Source organism: Prevotella sp. MGM1 (assembly GCF_002933775.1).
In the GTDB taxonomy this organism is placed as follows: domain Bacteria; phylum Bacteroidota; class Bacteroidia; order Bacteroidales; family Bacteroidaceae; genus Prevotella.
Genome location: NZ_BEWV01000162.1, coordinates 1 through 17,220, shown reverse-complemented (window position 1 = coordinate 17,220; position 17,220 = coordinate 1). Strand labels below are relative to the sequence as shown.

Sequence of the window (17,220 nt, the reverse complement as noted above, 5' to 3'; positions counted from 1 at the left end):
CAAAACAGCTGGGATAGAGCCGTCCGGCATGAGGATAAAAGAAAAGAAACACAAGACTGATAGAAAAAGGACGGTATACCGAAAGAAAGAAAACGACAGGCGATCAGTAAGTAAACAGTAGTAAATATACTACCGGAAGAAGTATAAACGGGAAAGGAATTAGGGGAAATTTACGGTAAATTTCCCCTAATTCCTTTTACCGCATATCTCATTAATATCGCCCTTCAACTCCTAGAAAACTTACCGCATATCCCATTAATATCCACTTATCATATCCTACCCACCATCCAATGTATTGAAAGCACAGACTTAACCAACCACGCATATTCACTTACTCCATACTACTCTCACTACACAACTCTTGAATAAACCAAAACTCCTTTTTCCAAAAATAATGTAGTTTTTCCGGCACACGGAGCGTCTAACATACAGAAACTGATTAACAAACAAAATTAAATGATGAAAACATCCGAAAAAGAGTTCACACGGATTGTGAGAGAACACAAAGGCACTATCTATACCGTCTGCTACATGTTTTCCAGAGATGCCGACGAGATCGCTGACCTGTTTCAAGAAGTTCTCGTAAAACTGTGGAATGGATTTGACAGCTTCAAGAGCCGCAGCGACATCAAGACATGGATATACCGGGTGGCACTCAACAGTTGCATATCCACCGAGCGAAAGAAGAAAAGGCGGCAATCGGCCGATCTCACCATGACGGTAGACCTCTTCGAGACCGACAACGAAGACACGGCACAAGCCTCGTTGCTCCACCGACGGATAAGCAGGCTGCGCCCGTTCGACCGCGCGATAGTGCTGCTGTGGCTCGAAAACATAAGCTACGACGAGATAGCGGACATCGTCGGAATAAGCGCAAAGAACGTCTCCGTGCGACTGTTCAGGATTAAGGAGCAACTGAAACGCATGTCCGACTGACACCGCAAACACACCGCCACGGCACTGCTGCCTCCCGGAAACGGGACGACAGGCACCCCGAAAAACAGAAAACACCGTCTGAAAAATAGACATACGGTATCGCGATAACCGGAAAAACTCAATGTATAACAACAAAAAAACAATGAAAATGGAAAACGTAAACAGGCAAGACGACCTGCAATCACAAATGCAGGCACTGAAAAGCATACTCGAAAAACAGACCATTGTCAACGACAAGATACTGCGCCGGGCAATGAACAGAAACAGCAAATGGATATCACGGAAATACATCATATCCATCATTGCGTGCGTGCTGATGGTCCCCTACACCATGACGGCCATGCGATGGATTGGCTTCTCGCTGCCGTTCAACATCGTCACGAGCCTCTTTTTCATCACGGCTGGAGTATATACGTATTACAACATGAAAGCCCTCAGACAGGCTTTCAAGCCCGAAAACAGCCTCATAGAGACAAACCGCGGCATAGCCCGCGCCAAAAAGATGGATGCCGACTGGCTGATGCTCGGAATACCGTTCGTCACCGTATGGCTCGGCTGGTTCTGCTACGAAGGATACAACATCACCAACGGAATGCCGCTACTTATTGGCGGAGCCATAGGAGGTGTCGCCGGAGGTATAGCCGGCTTCTCCGTTCACTTCAAGATACAACGCAAATACCGTGAGATAATGGAGAACATAGAGGATATTACGGATGGGAATTAATATCCGAAAGCCGCCGAATGCCTGTACACCCGCTCATAATGTCAACGCCAAAAAGCGGCGGCGGTAATATGTCAACAAATAAAACAAATATTCATCATCAACAGAAAAAGCGTCATTTGCCTTTCCCGTTGGTGATGAATATTTGTTTGTTAATATGTGAAATACTTATAAGGTTGTTTCGGAGAAATCCAAATTATACACTATCGAACCACCGTTGCCTATCTCAAAACGAGCCACACAGATAAGCTCGGGCGCATCCTCTGTCCAACAGGGCACAGAGACCGTCTCATGCTCGGTAACTCTTATCGTTTCCGATAATTTCTCGGCTTCTTTCTCACACAGTTCTTTCAGTGTCTCAAAGTTGTCTGTAGTCTTGCCACATCTGATGACAATCTCTTTCTCTTGATTTTCTGTTTTCATGATTTCATTGTTTTATAATGTTATAAATCCTCACCGTTAGATCTGTTATATTCGTTATCATAAAACATTGTTATATAATATTTACCTTCAAATTCCCTTATCATAAACCAAACAAATCTATTGTAAGGATTATCATTTTCAGTTCCTTGTAATTGAAAAAAAGATGCTTCATAGCGCTTTTTATGAACTAACATTTCATAGCTTATATCCTCATCTTCCGGTATTGTAAAGTCATTTAATGATGATTGGACATACTTTTTATTATTATTAAACTGCCTGCAAAGTTTATTAAACCGTAGTTTTATACTCGTTTCATCTATACTTTTTTCATCAGTTACCATTATTCGCCATACTTTATTATTATCAGTCACAACATATATATGAACATCATTACCATTAAATTCCCCCTCTAAAAAATCATAAGTAGAATTATATTTATACCCTTTGGCTTTTAACTTCTGTATAATTTCCGACTTACTGCCATCAACAGGAATACCGAGAAACTTTGTGACGTCTTTCTGTGCATGCGCAGCCAAAGCCAGCATGACAACCAACACAACCGATAATACCTTTTTCATAATCATAAATTTAGCTCCTCAGGCCATGCGGAAGCGGTTAAATAAAAATTAAAAGAGCGTGGCCTGCTATGCGCCACGTCTTAAAGTGCAGGCCCTGAGAAAACCTTAATCGAAAGATATGGTGACAACAGCCCACGCCATAACGTGGGAACTGTCATGCCAACTCTTGTCGATTTGTGATAAGTTTCTCAGGCTTCGCACTTACAAGATGAGGACACAACGCTCCTATTTCCTAAAAGTAGTGGTCGGGGCAATCCCAACCACACCACAAAGATAGCAAAAATAATATGGAATAACCAAAAAATCACATCTTAAAATCAACTTATCCCGCATTTAAATAAAGATCATCGACAGACACAACAAAAACTCGGAACTATCTTTACAAAACGCTCTCCATAATTCGTTTTATTTCAAAATAAAAATCCGGCGGGCGAAAATATCTCCGTATTTTACGGTTTTTGTAAATATCTGTGTGTCAGTATTATATAAGGATTTTAATTTGTTTCTGCTCCAAATTCTCCCCCTCGAGAGAGTCGGAGGGGGAGAATTAGCACCTCGTTGCATTGCATTCAGTATCCCGTTGCATTACAACGGGATACTGAATGCAATGCAACGGCCAACCAAACGCACTCCAACGAGCGTCCCGTTGCAAAACATCTGCAAAATCGTCATCTTTCAATAAAAATATTATCGCATTGCGTATAGCGATGCGTAGCGTTAAAAAATCCTACTTTAAAGAAAATAAAAATGTTAAATTCATGAATTTATTATTACTAATATGACAATAACCACGTACCAGAAACGACATGAAAACACAAGGAAAACGACACAAATATAAAGTCAGGACATTACAAACACGAAGTAAAAACACAACGGCAAGACTATGAAACGACAGAAAAGAAATGACAGCAAGTTTTCAAGTTCGTGCGGATTCGTGTCTATTACGTACAACAAACAATAATAAACAGAAAATTATCAACCGAAAATCCGGTGACAGGAAAAATGTTTTTTCACTGTCACCGGATTTTCGTTATATGCCTGCCCCACCCTGTTTATCCGCCTACAATCTTCTTGATATCGTTCAGCTTGTTGAGAGCCTCCATGGGAGTGAGGTTGTTTATGTCGAGACCCAGAATCTCGTCGCGTATCTGGCAGAGCACGGGGTCGTCGAGCTGGAAGAAGTTCAGCTGCGTGTCGGCCGCCGGATTGGCGAGCGTGACGGCCGGCTTGCCTGCCGAACCAACGGAAGAGTTGTCGTCTTCGAGCTGTTTCAGGATAGTGTTCGCCCTCTTGACAATGCTTTTCGGCATGCCCGCAATCTCGGCGACATGAATACCGAAAGAGTGCTCCGAACCGCCACGGGCGAGCTTTCTCAAGAAGATCACCTTTCCGCCGGCCTCCCGCACACTTACGTTGTAGTTCTTTATGCGGTCGAAATTCTTCTCCATCTCGTTCAGCTCATGGTAGTGTGTGGCGAAGAGCATGCGTGCCCGTGCCCGCGGATTTTCGTGCATATACTCCACTATTGCCCACGCTATGCTTATGCCGTCGTATGTGGAAGTGCCGCGTCCCAGCTCGTCGAAGAGCACGAGAGAGCGCGACGACACGTTGTTCAGTATGTTTGAAGCCTCGGTCATCTCGACCATGAATGTCGATTCGCCGAGCGATATGTTGTCCGACGCGCCCACACGGGTGAATATCTTGTCGACCAGGCCTATTCTGGCGCTCTCTGCCGGCACATAACTTCCTATCTGGGCGAGCAGTACTATCAGCGCAGTCTGACGCAGCAGAGCCGATTTTCCGGCCATGTTCGGTCCTGTTATTATCACTATCTGCTGCTTGTCGCTGTCCAGATATATGTCGTTCGGCACGAAATCCTCTCCCGGAGGCAACTGTTTCTCTATCACGGGGTGTCGTCCCTGCTTTATGTCTATCACGTCGGTGGAGTCTATCTGCGGACGTATGTAGTTGTTTTCCTCGGCCGTCTTGGCAAACGACAGCAGACAGTCGAGATGAGCCACGATGCCGGCGTTTATCTGAATTTGAGGTATGAACTCCTGCATGGCCATGACAAGCTCGCCAAACAGCTTTGCTTCCAGAGCCAGTATGCGGTCTTCAGCCCCGAGAATTTTCTCCTCGTACTCTTTCAGTTCCTGGGTGATGTAACGCTCGGCGTTGGCCAGTGTCTGCTTGCGCACCCATCCCTCGGGCACCCGCTCCTTGTGCGTGTTGCGCACTTCGAGGTAATATCCGAACACGTTGTTGTACCCTATTTTAAGGCTTGCGATGCCCGTCGCCTCCATCTCGCGCTCCTGTATCTTCAAGAGATAGTCCTTGCCGCTGTATGCTATGTGGCGCAGCTCGTCGAGCTCGGCGTTCACCCCGCTGCGTATCACGCCGCCCTTGTTTACAAGCTGCGGGGCGTCAGACTCTACCTCGTGCTCTATCCTGTCGCGGAGCGACTCGCAAAGGTTTATTCTCTCCCCCACCCTGCGCAGCGTTTCGTCGGTGGCCGACAGGCAGGCGGTCTTTATCGGCAGCAGAGACTGCAACGCGACTCTGAGCTGTACCACCTCGCGTGGCGACACACGGCCCACAGCCACCTTCGACATTATACGTTCCAAGTCGCCCATACGGTGCAACTGCTCGTCTATACAGCGGCGGAAATCGGGCCGGCGGAAGAAGTATTCAACCATGTCGAGACGCTCGGCAACGGGCTTTTCGTCTTTCAAGGGGAACAGCAGCCACCTGCGCAGCATGCGGCCGCCCATCGGCGACACGGTGCGGTCTATCACGTCGAGCAGCGACGAGCCGTCTTCCTGCATGGGATTGAGCAGTTCGAGACTGCGGATGGTGAACTTGTCGAGCCTCACGTAGCGTTCCTCCTCAATGCGGGCGATACCCGTGATGTGGCCGATCTGCGTGTGCTGCGTCATCTCGAGATACTGCAATATTGCGCCGGCGGCTATCACTCCGCTTTCAAGGTGGTCCACGCCGAAGCCTTTCAGGTTCTTCACGCCGAAGTGTTTTAGCAGCTTCTGGCGCGCGCTCTGGTCGGTAAACACCCAGTCGTCGAGCTCGAACGTGAAATAACGGTTGCCGAAATACCGCTCGAAGTCTTTCTTGCGGCCCCTGTCGTGCAGCACTTCCTTGGGAGAGAAGTTGCCCATCAGCTTCTCTACGTAGTCATACGTGCCCTGGCCGGTGAGGAACTCGCCGGTGGATATGTCGAGAAAAGCCACTCCGCAGGCGGCTTTCCCGAAGTGGACGGCCGCCAGAAAATTGTTCTCCTTGTAGTTAAGCACGTTGTCGGCCATGGCCACTCCCGGCGTGACAAGCTCTGTGATACCGCGCTTTACCAGCTTTCGGGTCAGCTTCGGGTCTTCAAGTTGGTCGCATATAGCCACCCGCTTGCCGGCACGCACCAGTTTCGGCAGGTACGTGTCGAGCGCATGGTGCGGAAAACCGGCCATCTCCGTGCCTCCGTTACTGCGCCGTGTCAGCGTGATGCCAAGTATCTGCGATGCCGTGATGGCGTCTTCGCAATATGTCTCGTAGAAATCTCCGCAACGAAAAAGCAGCACAGCGTCGGGATGCTGTGCCTTAAGGTCGAAAAACTGCTTCATCATCGGGGTCAGTTCCTTGTCTTTCTTCGTCATGTCTGCGTATTTTATTTTACTGCAAAGATGATGCTAACAGGGCACGATCGTGGTTGTTCCGCAATAATCCGAAAACTCATCAACCGTGCCGAGGCATTGTTTATGTTCTGCAAAGGTACGGCAAAAGGGCTTAAAAACAAAATAAAACATTCGTTTTTAAGCCCTTCACAAGCCTGCATCCGGCTATGCGGCACATGTCAGTCGACAGTCGTTTCCACTACTGTATGGCTTCCTACATACATGCGCCCTACCTCTGTCCCACTCAGACGGATATACCGCCTATTCCAATCCGCAATTACCGCAGCGACAAGTAACACCTACCCCACCCTGCCACAACAAAAAAAAGGCGGAAGCAAAACATTTGCTTCCGCCCGATATCACTCTAAAACTACAAGCTCATGTTTATTATTTCACAACGTATTTCTTGCCGTTGATGATGTTGATGCCTTTCTGCATCTTCTCAATCCGCTGTCCGGCAAGGTTGTAGATGGCTCCGCTGCCTTCAGCCTTATCAGCCGTGATGTCGCTGATACCTGTTGTCAGGGAGTGGAGTTTGTTACCCTGGCCAACCTGATTTTCGCCTTTATAGACAGTCAACTGACCGTAAACAATAACTTCGTCGCCAACCTTTATCTGATCTTCGGCCGTAAATTTGTCACCGTTGAGATAATATCCGCGGTACACTTTGAGCGGATTCTGACCTGTTGCGTCGTCGCAAATAACATAAGTGGCGTTTCCGTACTCCAATGAAACTTCTTCAACATTGTAGACAATGCCTCTTATATACACGTCTGTCGTCAAACCCTCGCCGGCAGCTATCAACTCATGTGCCTTGGCAACAGTATACGCTGTCTCGGGAGTATTGGAAATATCAACTATCTGCGGTTCATCGCCCTCCTTGTAGTAAGACACTTTTGAAACCTGTACCAGACCGTTTGACGAACCTGACTGACAATCAAATGTAAGCTTGTAATAGCAGTTAGCCGTCGGTTTTGTCACTTTGAAAGTCATGTCTCCCTTGGCTATTTCTTTGGCTTCGATCTTCTCCACCACATTAGCAAACTCATTATCGGAAGCCACTGTCAGTGAAATTGAATTTACTTTTGAAGCCGTAAGTGCATCAATAGTTACAACAACAGAACCGATTGCCTGGTCCATCACTGTCGAATTGGTTATATAACCTATAGACTCAGCGTTCTTTCTTCCACACTTGACGTATGCCCACTGGTTCTTGTTGTTGTTAAAGTTCTCGATAGTCCATGTGAAATTGTCCAATGTCACCGTCCATGTAGCTGTGTAAGAACTTATTTCCTCGCTGTTTCCTTCGGGGAAAGTCAAAGTCTTATAAGCATCAGCGAATGACAGGCTGCTTATCAGAGCAAACAACACAACTAATGAATAACGTAAATCTTTAATCATAATAATACTGTTTTAAATTGTTGATAATTATACTTTCTGTATGCAAATTTAATTAAAATATATCATTCACTCAAACATTTGGCAGGCTTATTTCCCTTTCGTAAACATAAATTAAAACACCGCCGTATCGTCATCTGCATCACAGTTATATATATGACAGCTTGGTTTTTGCCGTAATTTTGTTTACGGTAAAATAACGAAAAAGCATTAAAAACGATGAATAATATTTACAAAACAATATCCGTTACACATAACGGGACGCCAAACTCATGACAACGGGGTACCGAACGCGACAAGACAGATATTTCAACATTACGCAACGGTACAGCAAACCGACAACAACGGATATTTATCAAAATACAAATGAAAACCGAATCCCATACGCCCGATAAAACATAGACAGGCATAGGAAAATAAAGAGCAAAACGCATGATATTTTATTTACAAATAATAAATATAAAACAAGTGTGCGGCGGGAGCTGAAAATGTCACAAACGGGAAAACGACCGTAAACAGGCGGAAAACAAAACGAGCCGTTTGTTTTGTTATTATCCTGCTTTTCGCTATCTTTGCACATTAATATAAAAGCAGGCAACAGCGCTCGAACCGTTGCCCGGAGACACGACTGTCGATGACGGCGGCACATCCGCGAAAAGCGAAAAACAAAAAAACAAGATACGGAAATGGAATACAATTTCAGAGAAATCGAGAAAAAATGGCATGAGAAGTGGGTGAAAGACAACACCTACAAAGTGACGGAAGACAAGGAAAAAAAGAAGTTCTACGTGCTTAACATGTTCCCCTACCCCTCGGGAGCCGGCCTGCACGTAGGCCACCCGCTCGGATATATAGCCAGCGACATATACGCACGGTACAAGCGTCTCAACGGATACAACGTGCTGAACCCGATGGGTTACGACGCATACGGACTGCCCGCCGAGCAATACGCCATACAGACGGGACAGCACCCGGCGGTGACTACCGAGGCTAACATCGGCCGATACCGCGAGCAGCTCGACAAGATAGGCTTCTCGTTCGACTGGAGCCGCGAGATACGCACCTGCGATCCGGAATACTATCACTGGACGCAGTGGGCGTTCAAGAAGATGTTTGAAAGCTACTACTGCAACGACACTAACAGGGCAAGACCGATACAGGAACTCACGGACGCTTTCCAAAAACACGGGAACGAGGGTCTCAACGCGGCCTGCGGCGAGGAACTTCACTTCACTGCCGAGCAGTGGAAGGCCATGACCGAGAAAGAGCAGCAGGAGATACTGATGAACTACCGCATAGCCTACCTTGGCGAGACGATGGTAAACTGGTGTCCGCAACTGGGCACCGTGCTGGCAAACGACGAAGTGGTGGACGGAGTAAGCGAGCGCGGCGGCTATCCCGTGGTGCAGAAAAAGATGCGCCAGTGGTGTCTGCGCGTGTCGGCATACGCACAGCGTCTGCTCGACGGACTGGACAACGTAGACTGGACCGACTCGCTGAAAGAGACGCAACGCAACTGGATAGGACGCAGCGAGGGTACGGAAATGAGGTTCAAGGTGGCAACACCATCAGGCTCACCCGAAAGGGTAGAGCCGTCAGACGATGGCCGCCGGGACGCCGACTCTTCATCCCCACTTATGGATGAGGACGATAGCTTCACAATCTTCACCACCCGCGCCGACACCATATTCGGTGTGACATTCATGGTGCTCGCACCCGAGAGCGAACTCGTAGACCGCCTTACCACTGCCGGACAGCGCGCCGCAGTGGACGAATACATAGCATACGTGAAGAAGCGCACCGAGCGCGAACGTATCAGTGACCGACGTGTCACGGGCGTGTTCTCGGGCAGCTATGCCGTCAACCCGTTCACGGGAAAGAACATCCCGATATGGATCAGCGAGTATGTCCTCGCCGGATACGGCACGGGAGCCATCATGGCAGTGCCTGCGCACGACTCGCGCGACTATGCCTTCGCCAAGCATTTCAACCTGCCGATTATCCCGTTGATAGAGGGAGCCGACGTGAGCGAGGAGAGCTTCGACGCCAAAGAGGGTATCGTGATGAACTCGCCGGCCGCCGCCGACTCAACGGACGGAGTGGGAGAGGGGGGCTTCTCGCTCAACGGACTTACAGTAAAGGAGGCCATCGCCAAGACCAAGGAGTATGTCAAAACCAATAATCTGGGCCACGTGAAGGTAAATTTCCGTCTACGCGATGCCATATTCTCCCGCCAGCGCTACTGGGGCGAGCCGTTCCCCGTATACTACAAGGACGGCATGCCATACATGATTCCGGAAGACAAGCTGCCGCTTGAACTGCCCGAAGTGGCTAAGTTCCTGCCCACGGAGACGGGAGAGCCGCCGCTCGGACACGCCACGAAATGGGCTTGGGACACTGAGAAAAACGAGATAACGGACAACACTAACATAGACAACGTCAAAGTATTCCCAATCGAACTGAACACCATGCCGGGATTTGCCGGTTCGAGCGCGTATTACCTGCGCTATATGGATCCGCACAACAACAGTGCGCTCGTAAGCGAAGACGCGGCCGGATACTGGCAGTGCGTCGATCTCTACGTGGGCGGCACCGAGCACGCCACCGGTCATCTCATCTACTCGCGCTTCTGGAACAAGTTCCTCTACGATTACGGATACTCGCGCAGCGAAGAACCGTTCCGCAAGCTCGTCAACCAGGGCATGATACAGGGACGTAGCAACTTCGTATACCGCATCAAGGATACCAATAAATTTGTCTCACTGGGCCTCAAAGACGAATACGACGTTACTCCTATTCATGTTGACGTGAACATAGTAAGCGGCGACATACTCGACACCGAAGCCTTCAAGGCATGGCGACCGGAATACAACAATGCCGAGTTCATACTCGAAAACGGCAAGTATGTGTGCGGATGGGCGGTCGAGAAAATGTCGAAGTCGATGTACAACGTGGTCAATCCGGATATGATCGTGGAGAAATACGGCGCCGACACACTCAGGCTCTATGAGATGTTCCTCGGTCCCGTGGAGCAAAGCAAGCCGTGGGACACCAACGGAATAGACGGTTGCCACCGTTTCTTGAAGAAGTTCTGGGGCTTGTTCTACGACCAAAAGAGCGGCAACGCCACATGGGACGACAGCGAACCGACTGCCGGACAGCTCAAATCGGTACACAAGCTGATAAAGAAAGTGTCGCAGGACATAGAGAATTTCAGTTACAACACGTCGATATCGGCGTTCATGATATGTGTCAACGAACTGTCGCAACAGAAGTGCCGCAACAAGGAACTGCTCCGAACGATTGTCGTTCTCATAGCTCCGTTCGCCCCGCATATAGCCGAAGAGTTGTGGAGCGCACTCGGAGGCGATGGCAGCGTGTGCGATGCCGCATGGCCCGAACACGACGAGAAATATCTCGTTGAGAGCACCGTTCAGCTCGGTGTGGCCTTCAACGGCAAGCGTCGCTTCGAGATGCAGTTTGCCGCCGATGCCGACAACAAGCAGATAGAAGCCGCCGTGCTGGCCGACGAGCGCTCCGCAAAATACACTGAAGGCAAGCAGATAGTGAAGGTTATCATCGTGCCGAAACGCATGGTGAACGTGGTTATTAAATAAAATCATCTTACCAAGCCCTCAAAAACCTGTTTTTGAGGGCTTGGTAAGATGATTTTTGAAGTTAAAGAAGTTAAAGGACTTATAGCGGACAGCGTCCGCGGGAGTCAAAGACAATGGCTTTCAAGTATTGAACCATTAGCGATAAGTACAAAGATATGATTGCTTTCAAGTCTGAAAACATTGTCTTAATTTCTTAATTCCCTTATTTCTTTAACTATTCAAAGAACAAAAAGCCATTGTCTTTAACTCCCGCGGACGCAGTCCGCTATAAATCCTTTAACTCCATTAACTCCCTCATAACATGAAAATAGTATTCGCGACAAACAACGAGCATAAACTAAGTGAGATAAGAAACATGCTCGGCAGCGATATAGAAGTAGTATCGTTGAAAGACATCGGGTGCACGACAGACATACCCGAGACGGGGCACACCCTCGAAGAGAACGCCATGCAGAAAGCCTATTACATACGCCGCAATTACGGATTGAGCGTATTTGCCGACGATACGGGTCTCGAAGTGGACGCACTCGGCGGCGCGCCGGGAGTTTACAGCGCACGGTATGCGGGCGGAGCAGGGCACGACAGCGAGGCCAACATGGACAAACTGCTGGCCGAACTCGGAGACAACGACAACAGGAAGGCACGCTTCCGCACCGTGATAGCAATGATACTGACAGGCGATGGGCAAGCGGCCGACACCGTAATGACATTCGAAGGCATCGTCAACGGCAGCATAATACGAGAGAGAAGGGGTGGGGAAGGCTTCGGATACGACCCCGTATTCTGTCCCGATGGATATGAAAAGACATTCGCCGAACTTGGAAACGACATCAAAAACCAAATCAGCCATCGTGCGAGAGCGGTCAAGAAACTGGCCGGTTACCTGTTGGAAAGGTAGCATGCCGATACCATACGATTAACCATTGGTTTTCCGAAACACGGTGATTGGTTACCGATAGGAATACCCATCTGTCGACATACCGATGACCACATGCCGGAAAAACTACAATTACCTGCTGACAGAGAGACATAAGGCATCTTACGGACATACATCAAAACAAGCGTAATAATATGAAAAGAACAATCACAGTCTATATTTTCTGCATCATCGGCACAATATCCGGCAGCCTGGCGAATGCCGCCACCGGCAAATGGAACGCTTATTTGGCCTACCACGACATTCAACAGATAGTACCGGCAGGCGATGATGTGTTCGTAAGGGCGTCTAACAACCTGTTCTCTTATAACCAAAAAGACATGTCGATAACCGTTTACGACCGTACAAACGGCCTTAACGACACGTATATCACACATATGGCATGGTCGAAAACGGCGCGCCGCCTGATAGCCGTATACGGAAACTCGAACATAGACCTCATCGACATCAACGGCAATGTGAATAACATTTCGGCGCTGTACGCAAAACCCATGACGGAAGACAAGACCGTGAACGACATCTTCATACACGGCAAACACGCCTATCTCGCCACTAATTTCGGAGCGGTAAAGGTAGACATGGACAGGGCTGAGATAAGTGAATCGTATAATATCTTCGGCATCAGCATGGCCCGCATTGTTGTAAGCGGCAACCGTATTTACGTCAAAAGAAAAGATAACATTGTGATGTCGGCATCTATGTCCGACAATTTAGTGGACAGAAACAATTGGACTATAACCCAAGACTACGACGCAAGCATGTTCGATATCGACACGAGCGATTATGACAGGTTGCTGCCCACCGTCTCGAAACTCAATCCCGGAGGACCCAAATACAATAATTTCGGCTTCATGCGGATCAGAAACAACAAACTATATACCGTCGGTTGCGGATACAACATACTGTCGGACCTCATGCGTCCCGGCACAGTCCAGGTGCTCGACCGTTCCGACAACATATCCGATGACTGGACAATATATCAGGATGACTTCGGAACAGACGAGCATAACTATGTCGATATAATGAGCGTCGATGTTGATCCGAAAGACGCCGGACATGTGTTCGCATGCGGACGGACAGGCATTTACGAGTTCAGGAACGGCAGGTTGGAAAAGGAATACACCATGGACAACAGTCCGATAAAATCAGGTTTAAACTCATATAACTACAATTGTGTGTTCACCTGCGCTTTCGATAAAGGCGGAACGTTGTGGTGCCTGAACAGCATGGCACCCGGCCAGTCGGTAATAGCACTACAAAGAGACGGTAATTGGACCACACACAACAAGAAAGAGCTGCTCGACAAAAACGGAATATCGAAGACATATATGATAAAGATGTTTGAAGACAGCCGCGGACTGTTCTGGTTTAATTTCGACTATTGGGAAAAACCGGCCGTATTCTGCTATGATCCGGCTACCGACGGCATCAAAGCATTCGACAGGTTCTACAACCAGGACGGTGCCAACATAGGCAGCATTACCACACTTCCGGCCATAACGGAAGACAAAGAAGGGAACATCTGGATAGGAACAAACATCGGGCCGATAGTCATCGAGAAAGAAGACATATTCAAAGACGACTATAAATTCACTCAGGTCAAAGTGCCGAGAAACGACGGAACAAACCTTGCCGACTACCTGTTGGCCGGCATCGGGATAAGAGACATCGTAGTCGACGGTGCCAACAGGAAATGGTTTGCCACCGACGGCAACGGAGTATACCTCATCAGCGACGACAACATCGAGGAAATACATCACTTCACGTTCGACAACAGCATGCTTTTATCCAATACCGTCGAGTCGATAGCGGTAAACAACAGCACCGGAGAGGTGTTCATGGGCACAGACAAAGGGCTCTGCTCATACATGAGTGACGCCACGACGCCAAGCGACGACATGACAGACGACAACGTATACGCATATCCCAATCCCGTGACACCCGACCACACAGGACTCATCACCGTGGTAGGTCTCTCCATGAACGCCGACGTAAAGATAACCACGGCCAACGGAGCGATAGTGGCTCAGGGACGCAGCAACGGCGGAATGTTTACCTGGAACGGCCGTGACAAAGACGGCCGTAGAGTGGCTTCGGGCGTATATATGGTGCATACGGCAAAGGCCGACGGCTCGAAAGGCACCGTATGCAAGATAGCGATAGTCAACTGATGAAAATACCGGCAACCACCCTATAACAGACAATATTCCTAACAGACAAAGAAAGCCGCCGAACAAGACGACAATAAGCCACAGAACGAACAACAGTAAAGCACCCGAAACACATGATACGAACACTGCCGGCAGCCGAAATACTGTCTCATAAGCACACAAGATGCCTGCAAGGACTGTCTATCATCATTATAATGGCATTGCATTACGTAATGCAGACAGACGGTTATCCGAGATTTCTCAACCTGCCGGCAAGCATCGGAGTGGCAATATTCATGTTCGTATCGGGCTTCGGACTCAACGAAAGCTACAAGTCAAAAGGCATCGACGGTTTTTGGACCAAGAAGTTCAAACGCATCATCATACCGTTCTGGATATTCACGCTGCTTGTCATTCCCTTCCGAGCAGAGTTCACTCCCGAGTGGCTTTTCAATAATATCTTCTTCGTAAAATGCGACTTCTGGTTCATAACCTTCCTACTGAGGTGGTATGCCGCCTTCTGGATGGCAAACCGTTTTCTATGTCGCCATAAAACAACGGCACTGGCATTGTTCGGTATCGCCAATGTTTTTCTGCCGCAACTGGAAAGCGAACAAGCCTTTTCGTTCTTCGCCGGCTATATGGCCTCGCGCCACATAGGCAGTATCCGGCAATGGAACGCCCGTAAAATCCTTGCCGTGGGCTTGTCATCGCTTGCCGTGGGCATGACATTCCTGCTGTTGAAAGAAATTCACTGCGTAAGGGCTTTTATCGGAACACTGCCTTACAACATCATACTGCTGCTCATCAAAATGCCTCTGGGAATATTCGTCATCACACTGCCGTATTTCTTTCCGGAGGCAACAAAATCAAGAATACTCTCCGTTACAGGCTTAGCCACATACGAACTGTTCATGGTTCACACTCCGTTCATGGCCCATATTGACAATAACGCGGCAGTGATTCCGCTATACATGGCTTTTTCCTGCCTACTCGCTTATTTTCTTTATAAACTCGACAAGTTCATCGCCAAGCCGGGAAACGGCATAACATCGGCCGCCACGGTCATATACGCCGGAGTGGGATACATGGTGATATGCAAGTATACCATGCGCGTGACAGACATGTTCGGGTACATTATCATGTCATATCTGTTCGCCGTCCTCTCACTGATACATATAATGTATAAATACAAAGACAGCGCAGTCATGCGTTCGCCGAAGACCCTGTACGCCATAATCCCTGCCATGACTGTTATGATGATAGCCGTTCAATACCACTTCGACCCCATGCAGATACAAGTGGATCGCTGGTCGGCCATCCATAACGTGATAGCCGCTCTGCTTGGCGGAGAATACCCGTATATGGCCGAGACGCATTTGGGCGGCTTTGCGTCTCCTTTTCCCGTGTGGATGGTATTACACATACCATTCTACTTTTTGAACAACGTAGGACTGTCCGTAATCGCCGCAACAGTTGTCTTCATACTAAGCGTGAGGTACGCTTACGGCACGACAGCCGCCATTGTATCGGCCGCTCTGCTTACGGCGAGCGTCAGCCTGTGGTACGAGACAGCCGTGAGGAGCGACATGATGACAAACTTCATGCTGCTGTGTGCTTTCATATTATATATATGCCGGCGGCAAACAGACTTCACAAACCATGCCATAATATTGTCGGTATGCTGCGGGCTATGGCTCAGCACACGCCTTTCCACGGCCTTTCCGCTGTTCATCTGCCTGCTGCCCGGCTATCTGCGGACAGACAAAAAAATAATGATAACCGTCCCACTGACGGTTATCATCACCTTTATAATAACTTTCCTGCCGCTCGCCCTGTGGGATTTCGACGCCCTCACAGGAGCCGAATACAACCCGTTCGTGCTTCAGACACGGCAGGGGACACCCCCAGACTCAGTCATCGCGCTGACGGCAGCGCTCTTGCTCGCTCTCAAATGGAAAGGCAATCACGTCCGGATGCTCGTTTTCACGTCCGTGATGATGGTTCTGCTGCCCGCCACGGCATTTACCCACAGCATGCTGGCACACGGCACATGGACGGAGATTTTCAACTCTATGTACGACATTACGTATTTCAATGCCTCCCTGCCGTTCGCAATAGCCGGTATCGCCGCCGTCAGCTCATTGCGAGCATCCTCTCGATAGGCTTCACGGCCCGGCGAGCGGTATCAGCGTCGACATCTACTGCTGGCCATTCGTATCTTAGAGTGTTGTATATCTTCAGCAGCGTGTTCATCTTCATGTAGTCGCACTCGTTGCAGGAACATCCCATGCTTCCCTCACCGATCTCGGGAGGCACGGGGATGAATGTCTTACCGGGACACTTACGGTTCATCTCATGCAGTATCCCCGACTCGGTAGCCACTATAAACTCCCTGTCACCGCTCTTTACAGCATAGTCGAGCAACACCGCCGTTGAACCTATCACGTCGGCCAGTGCCAGCACTGTACCCTTGCACTCAGGATGCGCCAGCACCTTCACTCCGGGATGCGCTTTCTTCAAATCCGCTATCGCCTCTACCGAAAAACGCTCGTGTACATGGCAACCGCCGTTCCATAGAAGCATCTGCCTGCCCGTGACCTCGTTTATATAGGAACCGAGATTCTTGTCGGGCCCGAAGATTATCTTCTCGTCCTTAGGCAGCGCCTCCACTATCTTGCGGGCGTTTCCGCTCGTCACAACCACGTCGGTGAGAGCTTTCACGGCGGCCGTGGTGTTCACATAGCTCACCACCTTGTACCCCGGATGCTCCTCCTTATACT

Annotated in this window: 11 protein-coding genes; 6 read left to right on the top strand and 5 right to left on the bottom strand. The window is 48.9% G+C overall.

Going from position 1 to position 17,220, the window contains the following annotated elements; all coding sequences use genetic code 11:
• Positions 1-459: 459 nt before the first annotated feature.
• The gene (locus tag MoGM_RS06080; protein ID WP_104369236.1) at positions 460-936 is read left to right on the top strand and encodes an RNA polymerase sigma factor; all 477 of its coding nucleotides are present in this window, start codon (positions 460-462) and stop codon (positions 934-936) included.
• A gap of 142 nt (positions 937-1,078) precedes the next feature.
• A complete protein-coding gene (locus tag MoGM_RS06075; RefSeq protein WP_146078668.1) occupies positions 1,079-1,660 on the top strand; it encodes a hypothetical protein in 582 nt (193 codons plus the stop codon).
• Between the two features lie 165 nt (positions 1,661-1,825).
• Here the strand turns inward: MoGM_RS06075 and MoGM_RS06070 are convergent, their stop codons facing one another.
• From MoGM_RS06070 to MoGM_RS06055, 4 genes are all read right to left on the bottom strand, one after another.
• A complete protein-coding gene (locus tag MoGM_RS06070; RefSeq protein WP_104369220.1) occupies positions 1,826-2,080 on the bottom strand; it encodes a hypothetical protein in 255 nt (84 codons plus the stop codon).
• 20 nt (positions 2,081-2,100) lie between these two features.
• Positions 2,101-2,658 carry a hypothetical protein gene (locus MoGM_RS06065; protein WP_104369235.1) on the bottom strand — a complete coding sequence of 186 codons (558 nt, stop codon included), beginning with the start codon at positions 2,656-2,658 and terminating at the stop codon, positions 2,101-2,103.
• Positions 2,659-3,710: 1,052 nt separating this feature from the next.
• Positions 3,711-6,317, bottom strand: a complete 2,607-nt coding sequence (gene mutS, locus MoGM_RS06060) for a DNA mismatch repair protein MutS (RefSeq protein WP_104369219.1) — start codon at positions 6,315-6,317, stop codon at positions 3,711-3,713.
• Between the two features lie 405 nt (positions 6,318-6,722).
• Positions 6,723-7,736, bottom strand: coding sequence for a hypothetical protein (locus tag MoGM_RS06055; RefSeq protein ID WP_146078667.1), 1,014 nt, complete (start codon positions 7,734-7,736; stop codon positions 6,723-6,725).
• A gap of 683 nt (positions 7,737-8,419) precedes the next feature.
• On the opposite strand from MoGM_RS06055, the gene leuS reads away from it, so the two are divergent.
• From leuS to MoGM_RS06035, 4 genes are all read left to right on the top strand, one after another.
• Positions 8,420-11,350, top strand: a complete 2,931-nt coding sequence (gene leuS / locus MoGM_RS06050; protein ID WP_104369217.1) for a leucine--tRNA ligase — start codon at positions 8,420-8,422, stop codon at positions 11,348-11,350.
• Positions 11,351-11,651: 301 nt separating this feature from the next.
• A complete protein-coding gene (locus tag MoGM_RS06045; RefSeq protein ID WP_104369216.1) occupies positions 11,652-12,248 on the top strand; it encodes a non-canonical purine NTP diphosphatase in 597 nt (198 codons plus the stop codon).
• 173 nt (positions 12,249-12,421) lie between these two features.
• Entirely contained in the window at positions 12,422-14,458 is a 2,037-nt protein-coding gene (locus tag MoGM_RS06040) for a two-component regulator propeller domain-containing protein (protein WP_104369215.1), read from the top strand.
• 113 nt (positions 14,459-14,571) lie between these two features.
• Entirely contained in the window at positions 14,572-16,602 is a 2,031-nt protein-coding gene (locus tag MoGM_RS06035; protein WP_104369214.1) for an acyltransferase, read from the top strand.
• On the opposite strand, the gene MoGM_RS06030 is transcribed toward MoGM_RS06035, so the two are convergent.
• Positions 16,574-17,220, bottom strand: a 647-nt coding sequence (locus MoGM_RS06030) for a quinolinate synthase NadA (RefSeq protein ID WP_104369213.1), incomplete at its 5' end; no start/stop codon positions are given. The two genes, MoGM_RS06035 and MoGM_RS06030, sit on opposite strands and share 29 nt — an antisense overlap.

Coding starts and splice junctions, on each gene's coding strand:
- MoGM_RS06080 (WP_104369236.1), top strand. CDS start 460: ATGAAAACATCCGAAAAAGAGTTCACACGGATTGTGAGAGAACACAAA.
- MoGM_RS06075 (WP_146078668.1), top strand. CDS start 1,079: ATGAAAATGGAAAACGTAAACAGGCAAGACGACCTGCAATCACAAATG.
- MoGM_RS06070 (WP_104369220.1), bottom strand. CDS start 2,080: ATGAAAACAGAAAATCAAGAGAAAGAGATTGTCATCAGATGTGGCAAG.
- MoGM_RS06065 (WP_104369235.1), bottom strand. CDS start 2,658: ATGAAAAAGGTATTATCGGTTGTGTTGGTTGTCATGCTGGCTTTGGCT.
- mutS (WP_104369219.1), bottom strand. CDS start 6,317: ATGACGAAGAAAGACAAGGAACTGACCCCGATGATGAAGCAGTTTTTC.
- MoGM_RS06055 (WP_146078667.1), bottom strand. CDS start 7,736: ATGATTAAAGATTTACGTTATTCATTAGTTGTGTTGTTTGCTCTGATA.
- leuS (WP_104369217.1), top strand. CDS start 8,420: ATGGAATACAATTTCAGAGAAATCGAGAAAAAATGGCATGAGAAGTGG.
- MoGM_RS06045 (WP_104369216.1), top strand. CDS start 11,652: ATGAAAATAGTATTCGCGACAAACAACGAGCATAAACTAAGTGAGATA.
- MoGM_RS06040 (WP_104369215.1), top strand. CDS start 12,422: ATGAAAAGAACAATCACAGTCTATATTTTCTGCATCATCGGCACAATA.
- MoGM_RS06035 (WP_104369214.1), top strand. CDS start 14,572: ATGATACGAACACTGCCGGCAGCCGAAATACTGTCTCATAAGCACACA.